The organism is Microbacterium sp. TPU 3598 (assembly GCF_002356155.1).
Lineage (GTDB): Bacteria > Actinomycetota > Actinomycetes > Actinomycetales > Microbacteriaceae > Microbacterium > Microbacterium maritypicum_A.
Genome location: NZ_AP017975.1, coordinates 1,771,766 through 1,789,603 on the forward strand (window position 1 = coordinate 1,771,766; position 17,838 = coordinate 1,789,603).

Annotated in this window: 18 protein-coding genes and 1 pseudogene; 11 read left to right on the forward strand and 8 right to left on the reverse strand. The window is 68.1% G+C overall.

What is annotated here, in order from left to right:
* Positions 1–6 precede the first annotated feature (6 nt).
* The 4 genes from MST3598_RS08420 to MST3598_RS08435 all read right to left on the reverse strand — a co-directional run bounded on the left by MST3598_RS08420 (position 7) and on the right by MST3598_RS08435 (position 3,216).
* Positions 7–624 carry a copper resistance CopC family protein gene (locus tag MST3598_RS08420; protein ID WP_029259279.1) on the reverse strand — a complete coding sequence of 206 codons (618 nt, stop codon included), beginning with the start codon at positions 622–624 and terminating at the stop codon, positions 7–9.
* A gap of 121 nt (positions 625–745) precedes the next feature.
* The gene (locus MST3598_RS08425; protein ID WP_051671033.1) at positions 746–1,351 is read right to left on the reverse strand and encodes a hypothetical protein; all 606 of its coding nucleotides are present in this window, start codon (positions 1,349–1,351) and stop codon (positions 746–748) included.
* Between the two features lie 64 nt (positions 1,352–1,415).
* Positions 1,416–2,768 carry a cryptochrome/photolyase family protein gene (locus MST3598_RS08430; protein ID WP_029259277.1) on the reverse strand — a complete coding sequence of 451 codons (1,353 nt, stop codon included), beginning with the start codon at positions 2,766–2,768 and terminating at the stop codon, positions 1,416–1,418.
* 34 nt (positions 2,769–2,802) lie between these two features.
* Entirely contained in the window at positions 2,803–3,216 is a 414-nt protein-coding gene (locus MST3598_RS08435; protein ID WP_021200650.1) for a DoxX family protein, read from the reverse strand.
* A 181-nt stretch (positions 3,217–3,397) separates the two neighbouring features.
* Here MST3598_RS08435 and thrS point away from each other — a divergent pair, with 181 nt between their 5' ends.
* Together thrS and MST3598_RS08445 are read left to right on the forward strand one after the other, a co-directional pair.
* Complete coding sequence (gene thrS, locus MST3598_RS08440) at positions 3,398–5,323, forward strand: threonine--tRNA ligase (RefSeq protein WP_231494447.1); 1,926 nt, start codon at positions 3,398–3,400, stop codon at positions 5,321–5,323.
* Positions 5,320–5,874 (forward strand): HIT family protein, encoded by a 555-nt coding sequence (locus MST3598_RS08445; protein WP_021200648.1) that lies wholly within the window; start codon positions 5,320–5,322, stop codon positions 5,872–5,874. The genes thrS and MST3598_RS08445 overlap by 4 nt, the downstream gene beginning before the upstream one ends.
* Positions 5,875–5,955: 81 nt before the next feature.
* Here the strand turns inward: MST3598_RS08445 and pdxY are convergent, their stop codons facing one another.
* Positions 5,956–6,807 carry a pyridoxal kinase PdxY gene (gene pdxY / locus MST3598_RS08450; protein ID WP_029259275.1) on the reverse strand — a complete coding sequence of 284 codons (852 nt, stop codon included), beginning with the start codon at positions 6,805–6,807 and terminating at the stop codon, positions 5,956–5,958.
* Between the two features lie 46 nt (positions 6,808–6,853).
* Positions 6,854–8,160 (reverse strand): annotated as a pseudogene (locus MST3598_RS08455) (aminotransferase class I/II-fold pyridoxal phosphate-dependent enzyme).
* Positions 8,161–8,250: 90 nt separating this feature from the next.
* On the opposite strand from MST3598_RS08455, the gene pdxS reads away from it, so the two are divergent.
* Both pdxS and pdxT read left to right on the forward strand, forming a co-directional pair.
* Positions 8,251–9,144: a pyridoxal 5'-phosphate synthase lyase subunit PdxS gene (gene pdxS / locus MST3598_RS08460; protein ID WP_021200645.1), complete on the forward strand. Its 894-nt coding sequence runs from the start codon at positions 8,251–8,253 to the stop codon at positions 9,142–9,144.
* Positions 9,134–9,754 carry a pyridoxal 5'-phosphate synthase glutaminase subunit PdxT gene (gene pdxT / locus MST3598_RS08465; RefSeq protein ID WP_029259273.1) on the forward strand — a complete coding sequence of 207 codons (621 nt, stop codon included), beginning with the start codon at positions 9,134–9,136 and terminating at the stop codon, positions 9,752–9,754. The genes pdxS and pdxT overlap by 11 nt, the downstream gene beginning before the upstream one ends.
* Here the strand turns inward: pdxT and MST3598_RS08470 are convergent, their stop codons facing one another.
* Together MST3598_RS08470 and MST3598_RS08475 are read right to left on the reverse strand one after the other, a co-directional pair.
* Positions 9,755–10,534 carry an aminoglycoside phosphotransferase family protein gene (locus MST3598_RS08470; RefSeq protein ID WP_231924916.1) on the reverse strand — a complete coding sequence of 260 codons (780 nt, stop codon included), beginning with the start codon at positions 10,532–10,534 and terminating at the stop codon, positions 9,755–9,757.
* Between the two features lie 139 nt (positions 10,535–10,673).
* Positions 10,674–11,384 (reverse strand): alpha/beta hydrolase-fold protein, encoded by a 711-nt coding sequence (locus MST3598_RS08475; protein ID WP_029259271.1) that lies wholly within the window; start codon positions 11,382–11,384, stop codon positions 10,674–10,676.
* 86 nt (positions 11,385–11,470) lie between these two features.
* Between MST3598_RS08475 and MST3598_RS08480 the strand changes: the two genes are divergently transcribed.
* The 7 genes from MST3598_RS08480 (at position 11,471) to secF (ending at position 17,780) form a co-directional block, all read left to right on the forward strand.
* Complete coding sequence (locus tag MST3598_RS08480) at positions 11,471–12,232, forward strand: YebC/PmpR family DNA-binding transcriptional regulator (protein WP_021200641.1); 762 nt, start codon at positions 11,471–11,473, stop codon at positions 12,230–12,232.
* Positions 12,233–12,277: 45 nt separating this feature from the next.
* Positions 12,278–12,862, forward strand: coding sequence for a crossover junction endodeoxyribonuclease RuvC (ruvC, locus tag MST3598_RS08485; protein ID WP_021200640.1), 585 nt, complete (start codon positions 12,278–12,280; stop codon positions 12,860–12,862).
* Between the two features lie 9 nt (positions 12,863–12,871).
* Positions 12,872–13,492, forward strand: a complete 621-nt coding sequence (gene ruvA / locus MST3598_RS08490; RefSeq protein WP_029259270.1) for a Holliday junction branch migration protein RuvA — start codon at positions 12,872–12,874, stop codon at positions 13,490–13,492.
* Positions 13,485–14,510, forward strand: coding sequence for a Holliday junction branch migration DNA helicase RuvB (ruvB, locus tag MST3598_RS08495; RefSeq protein WP_021200638.1), 1,026 nt, complete (start codon positions 13,485–13,487; stop codon positions 14,508–14,510). Before ruvA ends, ruvB begins: the two co-directional genes overlap by 8 nt.
* Positions 14,511–14,588: 78 nt before the next feature.
* On the forward strand, positions 14,589–14,987 hold the full coding sequence (locus MST3598_RS08500) for a preprotein translocase subunit YajC (RefSeq protein ID WP_021200637.1): 399 nt from the start codon (positions 14,589–14,591) through the stop codon (positions 14,985–14,987).
* Positions 14,988–15,042: 55 nt separating this feature from the next.
* The gene (gene secD, locus MST3598_RS08505; RefSeq protein WP_021200636.1) at positions 15,043–16,791 is read left to right on the forward strand and encodes a protein translocase subunit SecD; all 1,749 of its coding nucleotides are present in this window, start codon (positions 15,043–15,045) and stop codon (positions 16,789–16,791) included.
* The gene (gene secF, locus MST3598_RS08510; protein ID WP_021200635.1) at positions 16,791–17,780 is read left to right on the forward strand and encodes a protein translocase subunit SecF; all 990 of its coding nucleotides are present in this window, start codon (positions 16,791–16,793) and stop codon (positions 17,778–17,780) included. The genes secD and secF overlap by 1 nt, the downstream gene beginning before the upstream one ends.
* Positions 17,781–17,838: the final 58 nt, after the last annotated feature.

Consider the following 17,838-nt stretch of genomic DNA (forward strand, 5'->3'; position numbering starts at 1 on the left):
TGCCTTTCACAGGTCATCTGCCGCGGAGCCGCCGTCTTCCGGCGGAGCGGCTGCCGTCCGAGGACGGCGGAGGAATCGGATGAGGACGAGGACGAAGACGGCTGCTGCCGCCCCGCCTGCGCCGATGAGCAGCACCCTGACGATGCCGCTGGAATCTGCTGCGTTCTGATCCGGCTGTTCTGCGGATGCCGCCGGGGTCTCCGCCGCGCCGCCGGATGCGGGGGCTGCCATCGGCTCGGCATCGCCCACGGTGAACGGGACGACGCCGGCGATCGGATGGCCGTCTTCCGACACGACCTGCCACCGCACCTGGTAGCCGGCGGTCGGCATGCCCGGCTCGAGCGGGGCTGTCACCGTGCGGCCGGCGACCGTGACGTCACCGGAGACCCAGTCCTTCCCCGAGGCGTCGACGACCAGGACGACAGCCCCGGTCAGTGACTCGTCGAGCACCAGGAGCTCACCGGAGAAGGTCATCGTGATGCTCTCCGGCGCGACCGCCAACTGCTCGTCGGCGGCCGGGGAGCTGGAGATCAATTGGTCGTGGGCAGACGCGGGCGTGGCGATCGCGAGGGTCGCGACCGTCGCCAACGCCAGCCCGGCCGCAATCCTGCGGACAGGGGACATGGGAATGGCCTCTCATCAGACGTCGCGTGAGCGACGTGCATGCATGCGTTCAGAACCCGTGCGCGACGAAAGGCGCACGGAGGTGACGCACCACAGGACCGGCGAAAGCCCAGGGCGCGGATCAGATCGCTGCGGAGAGGGGAGGAGCGCGGCCTCTGAGGGTCGCGAGGAGAACGAGATCGCCCGTGCGTGCGACGTCGAAGATGCCGCGGAGAGCGCGCGGGAGGCGGAGAGCCGGGAGGACCAGCACGTGATCGACCCGGCGGCGCAGCCATCGCCCCAGCTGCACGGCGAGGTTGCGTGCGGCGGTGATCAACCGCTCGCCTCGATACAGCGCGGACACTGTCAGCAGCGCCGCGAGCGCGTGGCCCAGCCACATCGATGCGTCGGCGGTGACAGCCTCAGGGAGGCCGGGCGTCGCGGGGATCACGAGAGGCGCACCGTGCACGTGCGGGACGGAGACACCGGAGGGCGTGACGGTTCCGAGCACGAAGAGGGTGTGGAACAGGAACTGGCTCACCGCGACCGAGAACGTCAAGCGGATGGGCGACAGTGAGCGGCCGGCGAGCAGCACGCAGATCATGAAGGAGAACACCCACGGCACCACGATGCCGAGCGCACCGGGCATCTGTCCGCCACCCGACACGTGCCCTGCGAGTGCGACGAAGATCGCCAGCGACGAGGCAGCGAAGCCGCGGATGACGGCTGGCTTCCTGGACTCGGTCACGGCTCCAGTCTGGCATGGACGGCGCGCGCGTCCTTCTCCGACCATCAGGTGACGGGCCCTCCGGTCACTCGCGGCGAGAGCGTGGGGTGCGCTTGACGACGTCGTACGCGGCGAGTGCCGCCTTGCGTGTGTCACCCAGGTCGACGATCGGCTCGGCGGGGGCGTCTGCGGCCCAGCGCGAGATGTAGAGGTTCTGTGGGTCGAACTTCTTTGCCTGGAGTTCGGGGTTGAACACACGGAAGTACGGAGCGGCGTCGGCGCCGGATCCGGCGACCCACTGCCAATTGAAGGGATTGCTGGCTTCATCGGCGTCGACGAGCGTGTCCCAGAACCACTCTTCACCCCGGCGCCAGTCGATGAGCAGGTTCTTCACGAGGAAGGAAGCCACGACCATCCGCACCCGGTTGTGCATGTAGCCGGTGTGCCAGAGCTCTCGCATGCCGGCGTCGACCAGAGGCACGCCGGTCTCACCGTGCTGCCAGGCATCGAGGTGGGTGGGGTCCAGCGGCGGCCAGGGGAAGGCGTCGAACTCCGGTCGAAGGTTCTCGCTCGCGAGGTCGGGGGAGTGGTACAACGTGTGCCAGGCGAACTCGCGCCAGCCCAGTTCGGAGAGGAAACCTCCCGCACCGTCGACACCCACTGCCTCGTGCCAGACCGTGAACGGGCTGATCTCGCCCCAGCGGAGGTGCGGTGACAACCGCGACGTGGCACCGGAAGCGGGTTCATCGCGTGCGCGGTCGTAGTGCCCCAGGTCTTCGTCGAGAAAATGGCGTAGACGCCGTCGCGCGGCGGGTTCACCGGGCTCCCAGGTCTCGCGCAGGCCGTCGGCCCAGTCGGGGGCGGTGGGCAGCAGGCTCCAGTCCTCGAGGGCCTCGGTTGCCGGAGTGCGTTGCGAGCCCTCGACCGTTCGCGGCTCCGGGAGCGGAGCGCGGGGCGCGGGGAGCGCGAGGCACGCCCGCCAGAAGGGAGTGAAGACGGAGTAGTGCGTGCCGCTGCCCGTCGTGACCGTCCACGGCTCATGCAGCAGAGAGCCGGCGAAGGAGGTGACCTCGAGTCCCTCGGCCCGGAGGGAGGCCTTCAGCGCGGAGTCGATCGCGCGCTCGGCACCTCCGTAACGGCGATTCCAGTAGACGGCACCCGCTCCGACCTCCGCAACAGTGTCACGCACGATGCGCTCGGCCGGGCCGCGACGGAGCACGAGTGCGCCACCGCGCTCGCGGAGCCGCTCGTCCAGCGACGCCAGAGAGTGGTGCAGCCACCAGCGCGCAGCGCCACCGAGCGCACGGATGCCCGGTGACTCCTCGTCGAGCACATACAGCGCGATGACCGCTTCGCCTCGTTCGATCGCGGCCCGCAGCGCAAGGTTGTCGGCGAGTCGGAGATCGTCGCGGAACCACACGATGGAGGGGGACGTCATGGGGACAATTCTCCTGGATGTCGGGCTCGGTCGTTCAACGACGACGGCGGTCGCGGCGGCGCGGGTTCTCGTCTCCGGTCGCCCACAGCGCCCACAGAACGAGAAGCGGCTGCAGGAAGAGCCTGCCGAATCGGCGAGCATCCGTGTCGAGTCCCGGGGTCGAGCGCTTCGTGCGCCACTGGTGGATGTTCCCCGGCAGCACGGCGACGAAGAACGCGGCGGTCGCCCAGCCGATGCGGCGCCGCTCTTTCGGCAGCGTGAGCAGGCCGGTGGCGAGAGCGACCTCCGTGGCACCGGAGGCGATCACGATCGTGTCCTTGTCCAGCTTGGTCAGGCGGGTCGCCCAGTCCGGCACCACCACCCGGAATCCGCGGGTGCTGAGGAAGTGGCCGACCCCGATCGCGCCGAGCGCGATCGCGAGGATCCATCGTGCGACTGCTCTGTCCATCCGTTCACGTTACGTGATGCTCGCGAGGCGGCGCGGACGTCGTGCGGCGCGGACGAGGACGGTCAGGAGGACCGGGTCATGCGAGTAACCTGGGTATCGACCCAGATGGAGAGTTTCTGTGCCTGAAAACGCCCGGCCGAATGACGGCTTCGCCCTGTTCACTGACCGAAACGTCGTCGCGATGCGCGTCAACGGCGACCTCAAGGATCTCGCCACGACCGTGACCGACACCGATGTGGTCGAAGCGGTCACGATCGACAGTGCGGACGGGCTGAACATCCTCCGTCACTCGGCAGCCCATGTGCTGGCGCAGGCGGTGCAGCGCATCAACCCGCAGGCGAACCTCGGCATCGGCCCGCCCGTCACCGACGGCTTCTACTACGACTTCGGGGTCGAGACCCCGTTCACGCCGGAGGACATCAAGGCGATCTCCAAGGAGATGCAGCGCATCGTCCGCGAGGGACAGCGCTTCGTCCGCCGTGTCGTGACCGACGACGAGGCCAGGGCCGAGCTCGCGGACGAGCCGTTCAAGCTCGAGCTCATCGGTCTCAAGGGCGGGAAGGAAGCCGCAGAGGGCGCCTCCGTCGAGGTCGGCGAAGGCGAGCTGACGATCTACGACAACACCACCCGTGATGGCGAGGTCGTCTGGAAGGACCTCTGCCGCGGCCCGCACCTGCCCAACACGCGCATGATCGGCAACGGTTGGGACCTCACGCGCATCGCAGCCGCGTATTGGCGCGGCAGCGAGAAGAACCCGCAGCTGCAGCGCATCTACGGCACGGCATGGCCGACCAAGGACGAGCTGCGTGCCTATCAGGAGCGCATCGCCGAGGCGGAGCGCCGCGACCACCGCAAGCTCGGTGCGGAGATGGACCTGTTCTCCTTCCCCGACGAGATCGGCTCGGGACTCGCGGTGTTCCATCCCAAGGGCGGCATCATCCGCTACGAGATCGAGGAGAATCTGCGCAAGCACCTGCTGCGCAACGGGTACGACCTCGTGAACAGCCCGCACATCACGAAGAAGGATCTCTTCATGACGTCGGGTCACCTGCAGACCTATGCCGACGGCATGTTCCCGCCGATGCACCTCGACGAGATCGTCGACGAGGAGGGGAACATCACCCGCCAGGGTCAGGACTACTACCTGAAGCCGATGAACTGCCCGTTCCACAACCTCGTCTTCCGTTCGCGCGGGCGCTCCTACCGCGAGCTGCCGCTGCGTCTGGCCGAGTTCGGGACGGTCTACCGCTACGAGAAGAGCGGCACGCTGTCGGGACTGACCCGAGTGCGCGGTCTGACGCAGGACGACGCCCACATCTACGTCGCGCAGGACCAGGTCAAGGAAGAACTCACCACCAACCTGAACCTCGTCCTCGACCTGCTCCGCGACTACGGCCTCAATGACTTCTACCTCGAGCTGTCGACGAACGAGGAGGGGAACCCGAAGTTCCTCGGCGAGCCGGAGCAGTGGTCGACGGCGATCGACACGCTGCGTGAGGTCGCGATCGAGTCCGGCCTCGAATTGGTCGCCGACCCCGGCGGCGCGGCCTTCTACGGGCCGAAGATCTCCGTCCAGGCGCGTGACGCGATCGGCCGCACCTGGCAGATGTCGACCATCCAGCTCGACTTCAACCAGCCGGAGCGCTTCGAACTGGAGTACACCGGACCCGACGGGCAGAAGCACCGGCCGGTGATGATCCATCGCGCACTCCTCGGCTCCGTCGAGCGCTTCTTCGCGATCCTCCTCGAGCACTATGCCGGCGACTTCCCGCTCTGGCTCGCACCCAGCCAGGTGGTCGGCGTCCCGGTCGCCGAGCAGTACGGCGACTACCTGGACGACGTCATCGGGCAGTTGCGCGCTGCGGGCGTCCGGGCAGACGTCGACCACTCGGATGACCGTATGCAGAAGAAGATCCGCACCCACACGACGGCGAAGGTGCCCGTCATCCTCATCGTCGGCGAACAGGATCGTGCCGCGGGGACGGTGTCGTTCCGCTTCCGCGACGGCACGCAGGAGAACGGCGTCCCGGTCGCGGACGCGGTGCGCCGGATCAACGCCGCCATCGCTTCGCACGCGCTCGTGCTGAAGGCAGGGGACCTGGCGTGACCGAAGGGGAGCAGCCGCTGGAGGACGCCGGACGTCTCGCCGGCGTACCGGACGAGTTCCAGCGGCTGTGGACCCCGCACCGGATGGCGTACATCCAGGCGGGGCCGGAGCCTCTGCGCGAGGAGTGCCCGTTCTGCGAGGCCCCGAAGTTCCCGGATGCCGAGCGGTTGGTCGTCGCCCGGGGCGAGACGGCCTACGTGCTGCTGAACCTCTTCCCCTACAACTCGGGACATCTCCTGGTCTGCCCCTACCGCCACATCGGCACCTACGACCAGGCGACGCCGGAAGAGGTCGCCGAGATCGGAGCGCTGACGCAGACGGCCATGCGGGTTCTCCGTGAGGTGTCCCGATGCGACGGCTTCAACCTGGGCATGAACCAGGGCGCGGTCGCCGGCGCCGGCGTCGACGCCCACCTGCACCAGCATGTGGTGCCGCGTTGGACGTCGGACGCGAACTTCTTCCCGATCATCGCGAAGACCAAGGCGCTTCCCCAGCTCCTCGGAGAGGTGCGCGAGGCTGTGGCAGCGGCCTGGCCGGAATCCGACCACTGAGGCCGACGGCTTCGTCCCTCACCGCCCACCCGTCCGGCGGGCATCCGTCGAGCGGGGGAGCGGCGAGAGCGAGTACGGGCCTCAGCGCACCTGGCGGGCGGTGAACTGCATCTGCGGGTTCGCGTAGAACTCCTGTGCCTCGACGAGCTGCAGCTCGCGCTCACCGGATTCGAGCGTGGCCTTGAGCAGGTCGTACACGCTCGATGCCGTGCGCTCGAGCGCGATCCTCGCGCTGCCCGTCTCGACGTAGTGGGCGGTGAACAGTGCCGCGGTCACATCTCCTGAGCCGTTCGCCTTCATCGGGAGGTGCGGGGTCTGCACGAGCCAGGCGCCCTCCCCGTCGGCGGCGAGCATCTCAATCGTGCCCTCTTCGCGGTCGGGGCGCTCGACACTCGTCACGAGCACGGTGCGCGGACCCATCGCGTGCGCGAGATCGACCGAGGCGAGCGTGGACTCGAGCGTGTCGGGCTCGGTGTCGGTGAGGAAGCCGAGCTCGAACTGGTTCGGCGTGATGATGTCGGCGACCGGAACGACGCGCTCGCGCAGCAGCACCGGGATGGCCGGCGCCACGAAGCAACCCGACTTCGCGTTGCCCATGACCGGGTCGCAGGCGTACACGGCGTTCGGGTTCGCGGACTTGACGCGCGCGACGGCGTCGATGATCACGTCGCCGATGCCCTCTCCGCCCTGGTAGCCGCTGAGGACGGCGTCGATCTGGCCGAAGACGCCGCGTTCCTCGATGCCCGTGATGACCTCGCGCACATCGTCGGGAGCGATCATCGGTCCGCGCCAGGCGCCGTAGCCGGTGTGATTCGAGAAGTTCACGGTGTAGACCGGGAGAACTTCGACGCCGATGCGCTGCAGAGGGAACACGGCGGCGGAGTTCCCCACGTGTCCGAAGGCCACGGCTGACTGGATGGAGAGGATCTTCATTCTCCGACTCTTTCGTTCAGGGCGGGCCGGTGCCCGCGACGGATGGTCATCGCCCGGCGGCGACGAGGTCTGCGACCAGTGATTCGGCCTCGTCGTCCGAGAGGTCGTGCACCGTCAGGCGCAGGTGATGCGACGGCCCGGCCTTCTCATCGAGCGCGAAGTCGTCTCCGGTGCGGGCGAGCCAACCGCGGCGCATGAGCCGGTCGGCGACGGTTCGCGCGGGCTGGCGGAACTCGATCCACAGGCTCATGCCGTCGGACACCGTCGCATCGACGCCGCTCTCACGCAGTCGCGCGGCGAACGCCGCGTTGCGCTGGGCGTAGTGCGCGGCGGCGGCGGCGACCTCGGCCATCACCGCATCGTCGGTCAACTGTGTGAGGGCGAGTCGCTGAAGGAGATGGCTCACCCAGGTGGTGCCGGGGCTCAGCCGCATCGCGAGGCGTTCCGCGGTCTCCAGATCGGTGGCGGCGATGGCCAGGCACATGTCCGGTCCCAGGAACTTCGACACCGAGCGCACGAGGGCGAAACGGCGGTGGTCGGGGCCGATGAGGGACTCGTAGGGTCGCTGCGACAGCATCGAGAAATGGTCGTCTTCGATGATCAGCACGTACGGGTGGTCGGCGAGCACGGCACGAAGGTCGGCGGCACGCGACGCGGTGAGGCTCGCGCCGGTCGGATTCTGAGCGCGCGGGGTGCAGATGATGGCGCGGACACCGGCCTCCAGCGCGGAACGCAGGCCGTCGACCGTCATCCCCTCGGCATCGACAGGCACGGGGACGGCCCGGTATCCGCCCAGGCGCACGGTGTGGATGCTCGCCAGGAAGCACGGGTCTTCCAGAGCCACCGCGTCGTCACGCATGAGCGCCTGGGCGAGCAGCCTCTCGACGGCGTCGACGGCGCCGCTGGTCACGGTGATGCGGAAGTCGACGTCGTCGAGGTCGGTCGAGATCCAGTGCCGGGACCACTCTTCGAGACCGCGGTCGATCACGGGCTCGCCGTAGAGGACGGAACGGGACGCGATGGTCATGAGCGCCGGCGCCGGGTCGGGGATGAGGCGCGGATCGGGGTTCCCCGTGCCGATGTCGCGGAGCACGGTATCGGGGCATAGCCCTCCTGAGCCACGGCCTCGATCCCGGCGACGACGGTTCCGGCGCGCCCACGGGAGATCACGAGGCCCGCCTGCGCGAGCTGTCGATAGGCGGCGACGGCAGTATTCCGATTGACGCCCAGGGTCGCAGCCAGCTCCCGCACCGGGGGGAGCACCGCGCCGGCCTGGAGGATTCCGCGGTCGCGCAGGGAACGCACGCTGTCGGCGATGTCCGATGCGGTGGTGCCTGTGATCTGGTCGCTCATGGTCCTCCTCAGCGATTCTAGGTCGAATCGGACAGTGCTATGTTTGATCTAGATCAAAACCGACTTCGGTGCATCCGACAGGAGTTCCCCATGGCAGAGCAGACAACCACCGGATCCGCGCGCGTCAAGCGCGGCCTCGCCGAGATGCTCAAGGGCGGCGTCATCATGGACGTCGTCACGGCAGAGCAGGCGAAGATCGCCGAAGACGCCGGCGCGGTCGCCGTGATGGCGCTCGAGCGCGTCCCGGCCGACATCCGCGCGCAGGGTGGGGTCTCCCGCATGAGCGACCCCGACATGATCGACAGCATCATCGATGCCGTCTCCATCCCCGTGATGGCGAAGGCGCGCATCGGTCACTTCGTCGAGGCGCAGGTGCTGCAGGAGCTCGGTGTCGACTACATCGACGAGTCCGAGGTGCTCTCGCCGGCCGACTACGTGAACCACATCGACAAGTACGGCTTCACGGTTCCGTTCGTGTGCGGAGCGACCAACCTCGGCGAGGCATTGCGTCGCATCAACGAGGGGGCGGCGATGATCCGCTCCAAGGGCGAGGCCGGCACCGGCGACGTCTCCGAGGCGATGAAGCACATCCGCAAGATCCGCGGCGAGATCGCCGCGCTCACGGCGCTGCCCAAGGACGAGCTCTTCGTCGCCGCGAAGGAGCTGCAGGCGCCGTACGAGCTCGTGGCGGAGATCGCCGAGACGGGCAAGCTCCCCGTCGTGCTGTTCGTCGCCGGCGGGGTCGCGACCCCGGCGGATGCCGCGATGATGATGCAGCTCGGTGCCGACGGCGTGTTCGTCGGATCGGGCATCTTCAAGTCGGGCAACCCGGCTGAGCGCGCGAAGGCGATCGTCAAGGCGACGACCTTCTTCGACGACGCCAAGGTCATCGCCGAGGTCTCGCGCGGACTGGGCGAGGCCATGGTCGGCATCAACGTCAGCGATCTCCCGGCCCCGCACCGCCTCGCCGAGCGTGGCTGGTAAGACCCGCGTCGGCGTCCTCGCGCTGCAGGGCGACGTGCGAGAGCACGCCGCCCTGCTCGCGCAGTTGGGTGCCGATGCGGTCCTGGTCCGTCGACCCGACGAGCTCTCCTCCGTCGATGGACTCGTGATCCCGGGCGGCGAGTCGAGCGTGATCGACAAGCTCTCCCGCATCTTCGGCATGCAGCAGCCGATCCGTGACGCGATCGCGGCGGGGATGCCGGTGTTGGGAACATGCGCGGGACTGATCATGCTCGCCGATGACGTCGTCGACGCGATCGACGGCCAGGAGTCATTCGGCGGACTCGACGTCGTCGTGCGCCGGAACGCCTTCGGCCGTCAGGTCGAGTCGTTCGAGGCTGTGCTCGATGTTCCCGCCTTCGAGGGCGAACCCGTTTCCGCGGTATTCATCCGCGGTCCCGTGGTCGAATCGGTCGGCCCGGGTGCAGAGGTGCTGGCTGAGCTGGACGACGGCCGCGTGGTCGCGGTGGAGCAGGGAAATCTGCTCGGGCTGAGCTTCCACCCCGAGATCACGGGGGAGAAGCGCTTTCACCAGCGCTTCCTCGCACGGGTGGAAGCACGTCGAGGAGTGACGGCACCGCCGCAGGTGTGATCAGATCAGTGTGGCGAGCCAGCGCAGAGCCGGATCCGCCTGTGCGCGCTGAAACTCGCGGAGGCCCGGAAGCTGAGGGATCTCGGGCTGCGCCTGCTGATACCAGAGGAACGACGCGAACGCCGAGATGACGGGGAGCAGTGCAGCCTGAGGTGGCGCGCCGTGCTCTTCGAAGATGGCCCAGGCCTCTTCGCAGGACGGCCCCCCGGACGCCTCGACGCTCGGCAGCAGACAGGGGAGATCGATCCACGCGGCACCTCGTCGCGCGTGTGGCCAGTCCAGGAGATGGGCGCGCCCGTCGCTGATCAGGATGTTGTCCGATCGCACGTCGTCGTGCACGATGACGTCGCCGTGCAGCGCGTCCTGGAAGCAGTCCTCCATCGAGAGGAGCGCGCGCACGCGGCTGGACAGGCCGTGGGGGAGAGCCTCCAGGAGCGGTGGATCCGCTGCGATCTCGTGCCATCGTGTGAAACCCGGGATCATGCCGTCCTCCGCGCGGGGCATCGCCGATGGCGCGGGGGTGGTCGACAGGGTGCGGAGGGCCCGTGCCACGGAATGCAGGTCCTTGGTCGTCCAGGGTCGGCCGGGATGGCGTCCGTCGATGGCCTCGATCACGAGCGCGGTACCGACGGCGGCGTCGATGGCGCCACGGAGACGCGGGGCGACAGATGGCGGCAGATGTGCGAGCGTGCGCAACTCCTCGCGAAGGAAGTGCAGAGAGTCCGCGTGCCAGTCTGCGCCGCAGGCCTTGACGAAAGCGTGACCGGCGGTGGTCGTCACGACGCCCGCATAGGACGCGCTGAAGCCGCCATGAGCGGGTTCGTCCCCACGAAGTCGCCACCGATCACACCGACGATCTGCGTGCGCAGCGAAGCGGGGAGGGCACTCCAGGCTGGTCGGAGGCGGTCCGCTCCCGGTTTCATGGTGCCGCCCGCTCCGTGTCGTGATCGTTCTGCCGGTGGGAGAGCAGCCAGCTGTAGAGCTCGGGGTTCGCGTACGTCTCGGTCCAGGAATCGTGACCGACGCCCGCATAGCGCGTGAACCGCACGTCGGCGTCGAGCGATCTGAGCTCCGCCACGATCTGCTCCGTCGCGGAGATCGGCACGACGTCGTCGGCGTCGCCGTGGAACGCCCACGTGGGCAGGGCGCGGATAGGGGCAGCGCTCTGCATCCACAGTCCTCCGCAGATCGGGGCGATCGCCGCGAACCGATCGGGGTAGCGCACGGCGAGGCTCCAGGTCCCGAACCCGCCCATGCTGAGTCCGGTCACGGCTACGCGGGCGGGATCGATGCGGTGCGCCGCGGCGACCTCGTCGAGCAGCACGGACAACGTCGTGAGCTCGGCGACCCACTGACTCGATTCGGGGCACTGCGGTGTGACGAGGATGAAGGGGAACTCGTGGCCGGCATCTGCCAGCCTCGGCGGCCCGTGCACCGCGGCGAGATCGACGTCGGATCCTCGTTCGCCCGCACCGTGCAGGAACAGCACGAGGGGCCAGAGCCTGTCCGGATCCGTTTCGTAGTCGTTCGGCAGATGCACCAGATACCGCAAGGAGTCGGCCGGTGACGGCTCGCCGTCATGCACGTCCGACGAATGGGATGCAGGGGTGATGTGTCGCGATCGGCGCATGCATCCATCCTGCTCCACTTGCGCGGTTCGTTAGACTGGACGACGCGCTGAGTGCGAGCTCACGCGGATACGACGAGCGGAGACTTATGTCCGGGCATTCCAAGTGGGCGACCACGAAGCACAAGAAGGCCATCATCGACTCCAGGCGCGCGAAGTCCTGGGCCAAGCTCATCAAGAACATCGAGGTCGCCGCGAAGCTCGGCGGGCCCGACCTTGCGGGCAACCCGACGCTCTTCGACGCGGTGCAGAAGGCCAAGAAGACCTCCGTCCCCAAGGACAACATCGACCGCGCGGTGAAGCGCGGTGCGGGCATCGGCGGCGAGGCCGTCGAGTACCTCTCGATCATGTATGAAGGCTACGGACCCAATGGTGTCGCTCTCATGATCGAGTGTCTGACCGACAACAAGAACCGCGCGGCCGCAGAGGTGCGCACGGCTCTCAGCCGCAACGGCGGCACGCTGGCGGACCCGGGCAGCGTCGCCTACAACTTCAGCCGCAAGGGCGTCATCGTCGTCGGCTCCGAGGGCACCACCGAGGACGACGTCATGATGGCGGCACTCGAGGCCGGCGCCGAGGAGATCGAGCCGCATGCCGAGGGTTTCGAGGTCATCACCGAAGCCACCGACCTGGTGGCCGTGCGCACCGCGCTCCAGGAGGCGGGTATCGACTACGAATCCGCCGACGTCGAGTTCGTTCCGAACCTCAAGGTCGAGATCGACGCCGACACCGCTCGCAAGATCTTCCGTCTGATCGACGCTCTGGAAGACAGCGAAGACGTGCAGAACGTGTTCACGAACTTCGACCTCACCCCCGAGGTGCAGGCCGAGCTGGAGAACGACGAGGCGTAGGCGCGCCGGACGGTCCATGTCGGTGCCGCGGCCTAGCCTGGGGAAGTGACCTCCTCTCTGCGCGTGCTCGGCATCGACCCCGGGCTCACCCGGTGCGGTGTCGGCGTCGTCGACGTCGACGGCTCGCGTCGAGGAACGCTGGTGCACGTGGGGGTGATCCGCTCGTCCCCGGATGCCGAGCCCGGCGATCGCCTCGCGATCGTCGCCGCCGGGATCCGTGCCGTGATTGCCGAGCATCGCCCGGATGCGGTGGCCGTCGAGCGTGTGTTCGCTCAGCAGAACACGCACTCGGTGATGGGCACGGCGCAGGCCAGCGGCGTCGCGCTGCTGATCGCCTCCGAGTCCGGGCTCCCCGCGGCGACGCACACCCCCAGCGAGGTGAAGGCGGCCGTCACCGGATACGGCGCGGCGGACAAGCGGCAGGTGCAGACGATGATCGCCCGCATCCTGCGGCTGGACGCGCTCCCGCAGCCGGCCGACGCGGCCGACGCCCTGGCGATCGCCCTGTGCCACGCCTGGCGACGCGGAGGCGCTGCATCCCCCGGCCAGGGAGCGCTGACTCCGGCGCAACAGGCCTGGGCCGATGCCGAGAAGCGTGTCGGTCGAACATACCTACGAGCGACGCCGTAGGCTGAGGGGATGATCTCCTCTCTGCACGGTGTCGTCCTGCACGCGACATCCGATCAGGTCGTCATCGACGTGGGCGGAGTCGGATTCGCCGTCGCCGTCCCCACTGATGTGGCGCACACGGCCGTGGTGGGGGAGAAGCTCCTGCTGCACACCAGTCTCATCGTCCGCGAGGACTCGCTGTCGCTGTTCGGCTTCGCCGACCGGGGTGAGCTGGAGATCTTCGGTCTGCTGATCGGTGTGACCGGCGTCGGTCCGAAGTCGGCGCTCGGTGTGCTCTCGCACCTCACGGGTGATCAGATCGCCGAAGCCGTCACGGCCGAAGACGACGCCCCGTTCCGGCGGGTGTCCGGGATCGGTCCCAAGACCGCCAAGCTCATCGTGCTGCAGCTCGCCGGCAAGGTGCAGGCCTTCGCCGCGCCGTCGAGGCCGGCCGCCACGGGAGGCACGGACGTCGTGACGCAGGTGGCCGCAGCGCTCGTCGGCCTCGGCTGGTCGGAGAAGGTGGCCGCGGAAGCCGCAGCCCAGACCGCGGCAGAGGCTACCGAGGCGGAGAGTGCATCGGTCGCCGCGCTGCTCCGACGCACTCTCGCCCTTCTCGGGCCGGCTCAGGGAGGCCAGGCGCGTGTCTGATCCGTTCGACGCCAGTGAGCCGTCCGACGAGACCGAACTCGCGATCGAGGGCGCCCTGCGCCCGACGAGCCTGGGGGAGTTCGTCGGACAGCAGAAGGTCCGCGGTCAGCTGCAGCTGCTCCTGGAAGCGGCCCGCATCCAGAGCCGTCCCGCTGATCACATCCTCCTGGCGGGCCCCCCGGGACTCGGCAAGACGACGCTCGCGATGATCGTGGCGCACGAGAGCGAGCGTCCGCTGCGTCTCTCGAGCGGCCCGGCGATCCAGCATGCCGGTGACCTCGCCGCCCTGCTGTCGAGCCTGGTCCCCGGCGAGGTCCTCTTCATCGATGAGATCCACCGCATGGCGCGCTCCGCAGAAGAGATGCTCTACCTCGCGATGGAGGATTACCGCATCGACATCATGGTGGGAAAGGGCGCGGGGGCCACGAGTATCCCGCTCGAGCTCTCGCCGTTCACCCTGGTCGGCGCGACGACGCGCTCCGGGCTGCTGCCCAACCCGCTCCGCGACCGCTTCGGATTCACCGGGCACCTCGAGTTCTACGAGGAGTCGGAGCTGGAGCAGGTGATCGCCCGGTCGGCTGCGGTCCTCGGTGTGGATCTGCCGACCGACTCGCTCTCCGAGATCGCCCGCCGTTCGCGGGGCACACCACGCATCGCGAACCGCCTGCTCCGCCGCGTGCGCGACTACGCCCTGGTGCACACGGGGGGAGTGGCCACGATCCGTGAGGTGCGCGCGGCTCTGGAGCTGTACGACGTCGACCCGATCGGTCTGGACCGCCTGGACCGCGCGGTCCTGGAAGCGCTCGTCCGGCGGTTCCGTGGCGGCCCGGTCGGGCTCAGCACGCTCGCGGTGGCCGTCGGCGAGGAGGCGGAGACCGTGGAGAGCGTGGTGGAGCCGTATCTCGTGCGGATCGGCTTCCTCGGGCGCACTCCTCGGGGCCGCGTGGCTATGCCCGAGGCGTACTCGCATCTGGGCGTCCCGCATCCGGACGGGATGCTTAAGTTGGATGACCTATAATCACTGAAGACTTCCCGGTTACCTTCGCGCGCCCAAAGGCTGGAGCGTGCACCTGAGAAAGGCGCTTCCCCCATGCCCATGGAATTCCTGCTCTTCGGCCTTCTCGCCGTCCTCCTCGTCTTCATGATCTTCAACACGCGCAAGCGCACGAAGCAGATGAAGGCCGAGCAGGAGGAGAAGGCCACCAAGACCGTTCCGGGCGCCAAGGTGCTCCTTCAGGGAGGCATCTACGGGACGATCGTCTCCTACGACCCCGAGGACCTCGACACGCCGGCACTCGTCGAGATCGCTCCCGGCACCATCATCGACGTCCACAGCCAGGCCATCCTGCGCGTCGTCGAGCCCAAGGACGCCATCGTCGACGCTCCGGCCGATGAGGTCGTCGACCCGTCGGTCGCCGACGAGTCGATCGCTCCGGCCGTCGAGACCCCCGAGGAGACCCGCGCCCGCCTCGAGCGCGACGCCGACGACAAGTAAGCCCGAGGCCGACACGGCCGCTCGGATCTCCGTCCTTCCAGAAAGCTGAACACACGTGGCTTCATCCTCTCCCGTCCGTCACGCCTGGCGGGTCCTTCTCGGCCTGCTCCTCGTGACGGGCGTGCTCTTCGGCATCAATGCGCTGGGCGTCTACGTCTTCAAGGACAGCAACGGGGAGGCTGCGAGCTCGTGGTCGCCTGAGCTCGCCCTCGACCTGCAGGGCGGCACGCAGATCGTTCTGAGCGCGGAGACCGAGGACGGCGCGGCGCCGTCCTCCGAGCAGCTCGACCAGGCGGCGGCGATCATCCGTCAGCGCGTCGACGCTTCCGGTGTCGCCGAGGCGGACATCACCACCGAGGGCGGCCAGAACATCGTCGTCCAGATCCCTGGCGAGGCGGACGCGCAGACCCGGGAGCGGATCCAGTCCAGTGCGCAGCTCGAGTTCCGGCCCGTGCTGTACACGACGGCGGCGACCAACGAGTTCGTCGGCGAGGACGGGAACTCCACGCCGTACCCCAGCCCGGACCCGGGACTCAACTCGACGCCGACGGCTGAGCCGACCGACGCGAGCGACCTCTCCTGGGTGACGGACAAGCTGGCAGCGGAGTTCCAGGCGTACGACTGCGCGAACCCCGACAACGACGCCGCGAAGGCGCCGAAGGACGAGCCGCTCATCGCGTGCTCGGCCGACGGGTCAGCGAAGTACCTCCTCGGACCGGCCGAGCTCGACGGCACTGCGATCACCGATGCCGCAGCCGGCCGCGACCCGAAGTCGGGTGCATGGCTCGTGCAGCTCACGATGAACGCCGATGGTGCCGATGCGTTCGGCAAGGTGAGCACGCGGCTGAACCAGAACCGCATCGACGGTCTCACCCCGCGTGACCAGTTCGCGTTCGTGCTCGACGGCAACGTGATCAGCGCCCCGCGCATGAACGGGCAGATCCTCGACGGGCGCCCCAGCATCTCGGGCAGCTTCACGCAGGAGTCGGCGACCACCCTGGCCGACCAGCTCAAGTTCGGTGCCCTTCCGCTCAGCTTCACGGTCCAGAGCTCGGACACGATCTCGGCGACGCTGGGCACCCAGCAGCTGCAGATCGGTCTGATCGCCGGGCTCATCGGTCTCGCGCTGGTGGCGATCTACTCCCTGATCGTCTATCGAGCGCTCGGGTCGGTGATCATCGCGTCGATCGCAGTGATGGCGATCCTGACCTACATCATCATCTGCATCCTGGCGTGGCGCATCGGCTTCCGGCTCTCGCTCGCGGGAGTCGCCGGTCTGATCGTCTCCATCGGCTTCACGGCCGACTCGTTCATCGTGTACTTCGAGCGAATACGAGACGAGCTCCGTGACGGCAAGTCCATCACCGCCGCGGTGGAGGACGGCTGGGGCCGCGCGAAGCGGACGATCTACATCTCCAAGTCGATCAACATCCTGGCCGCGCTCGTGCTCTACATCCTTGCCGACGCCACGGTGAAGGGATTCGCGTTCACGCTCGGACTCACGACGCTCATCGACGTGTTCATCTTCGTGATCTTCACGCACCCGGTCATGCAGCTGCTCGCTCGCACGCGTTTCTTCGGCGGCGGACACAAGCTCTCCGGTCTCGACCCCGAAGCGCTCGGTGCCGTGTACCGCAGCCGGTCGCAGTACCGCGAGGTCACCACTGCATCCGCAGGTCGGGGTGCGAAGAACGCCCGCTCGCGCGGTGAGGCGGATCGTCGACAGACCATCGCCGAACGTAAACGTGCCGAGGCCCTCGCGGGCGACAAACCCACCAACGCCGGAAGTGAGGGAGACGCCTGATGCCTTCCATGAATGAGTTCGGCAACAACCTCTATTCGGGCAAGACGTCTTTCCCGTTCGTCGGCAAGCGCCGGCTGTGGTTCATCATCGCGATCGCCCTCGTCGTCGGTTCGGCACTCGTACCGCTCATCCGTCCGATCCAGTTCTCGATCGAGTTCACCGGCGGATCGCAGTTCACGGTGCAGGCACCGGACAGCCTCGACCAGGAGACCGCCACCACCGCCGTGCAGTCGGTCGTACCGGGGGCCGCCACCAAGGTCGTCGTCGTCAGCGGCAAGGACGTGCGCGTCCAGACCGACCAGATGAGTGCGGCCGAGACCCAGCAGGTCGGCGAGGCTCTGGCAGAGGCCTATGGTGTGGATCCTTCCGACGTCACGTCGTCGTTCATCGGACCCGCGTGGGGTGAGAACGTCACGAAGCAGTCCCTGTGGGGCCTCGCGATCTTCCTGGCCCTCACGTTCCTGATCCTCGCGATCTACTTCCGCACGTGGAAGATGTCGGCCGCCGCCATCATCGGTCTTCTCGACGTGCTGGTGATCACGGTGGGCGTTTATGCGCTGGCCGGCTTCGAGATCTCGCCCGCGGCGGTGATCGGCTTCCTGACGATCCTGGCGTACTCGCTGTACGACACCACGGTCGTGTTCGACAAGATCCGGGAGAACACCACGGAAGACGGGGAGAAGTCCGCCCGGCTGTTCGGGGAGTCGGTGAACCTCGCGGTGAACCAGACGCTCGTGCGTTCCATCAACACCTCTGTGGTCGCAGCGCTGCCGGTCGGCGCGGTGCTCTTCATCGGCGCCTTCTGGCTCGGTGCGGAGTCGCTCACCGACATCTCGCTGTCGATCTTCGTCGGCATCCTGGTGGCGACCTACTCGACGCTCTTCGTGGCTGCTCCGCTCTACTCGCTGTTCCGCGAGAACGAGCCGCAGCTGAAAGCCCGCGACGCCCGCATCCGCGAGGCTCGCAGCAGGGCGGCCGTCGAGGTCTGATCGGGTTCCTCAGCGGGCCCGGTCCCGCACAGCACGCGTAGGATTGATCGATCAGGAG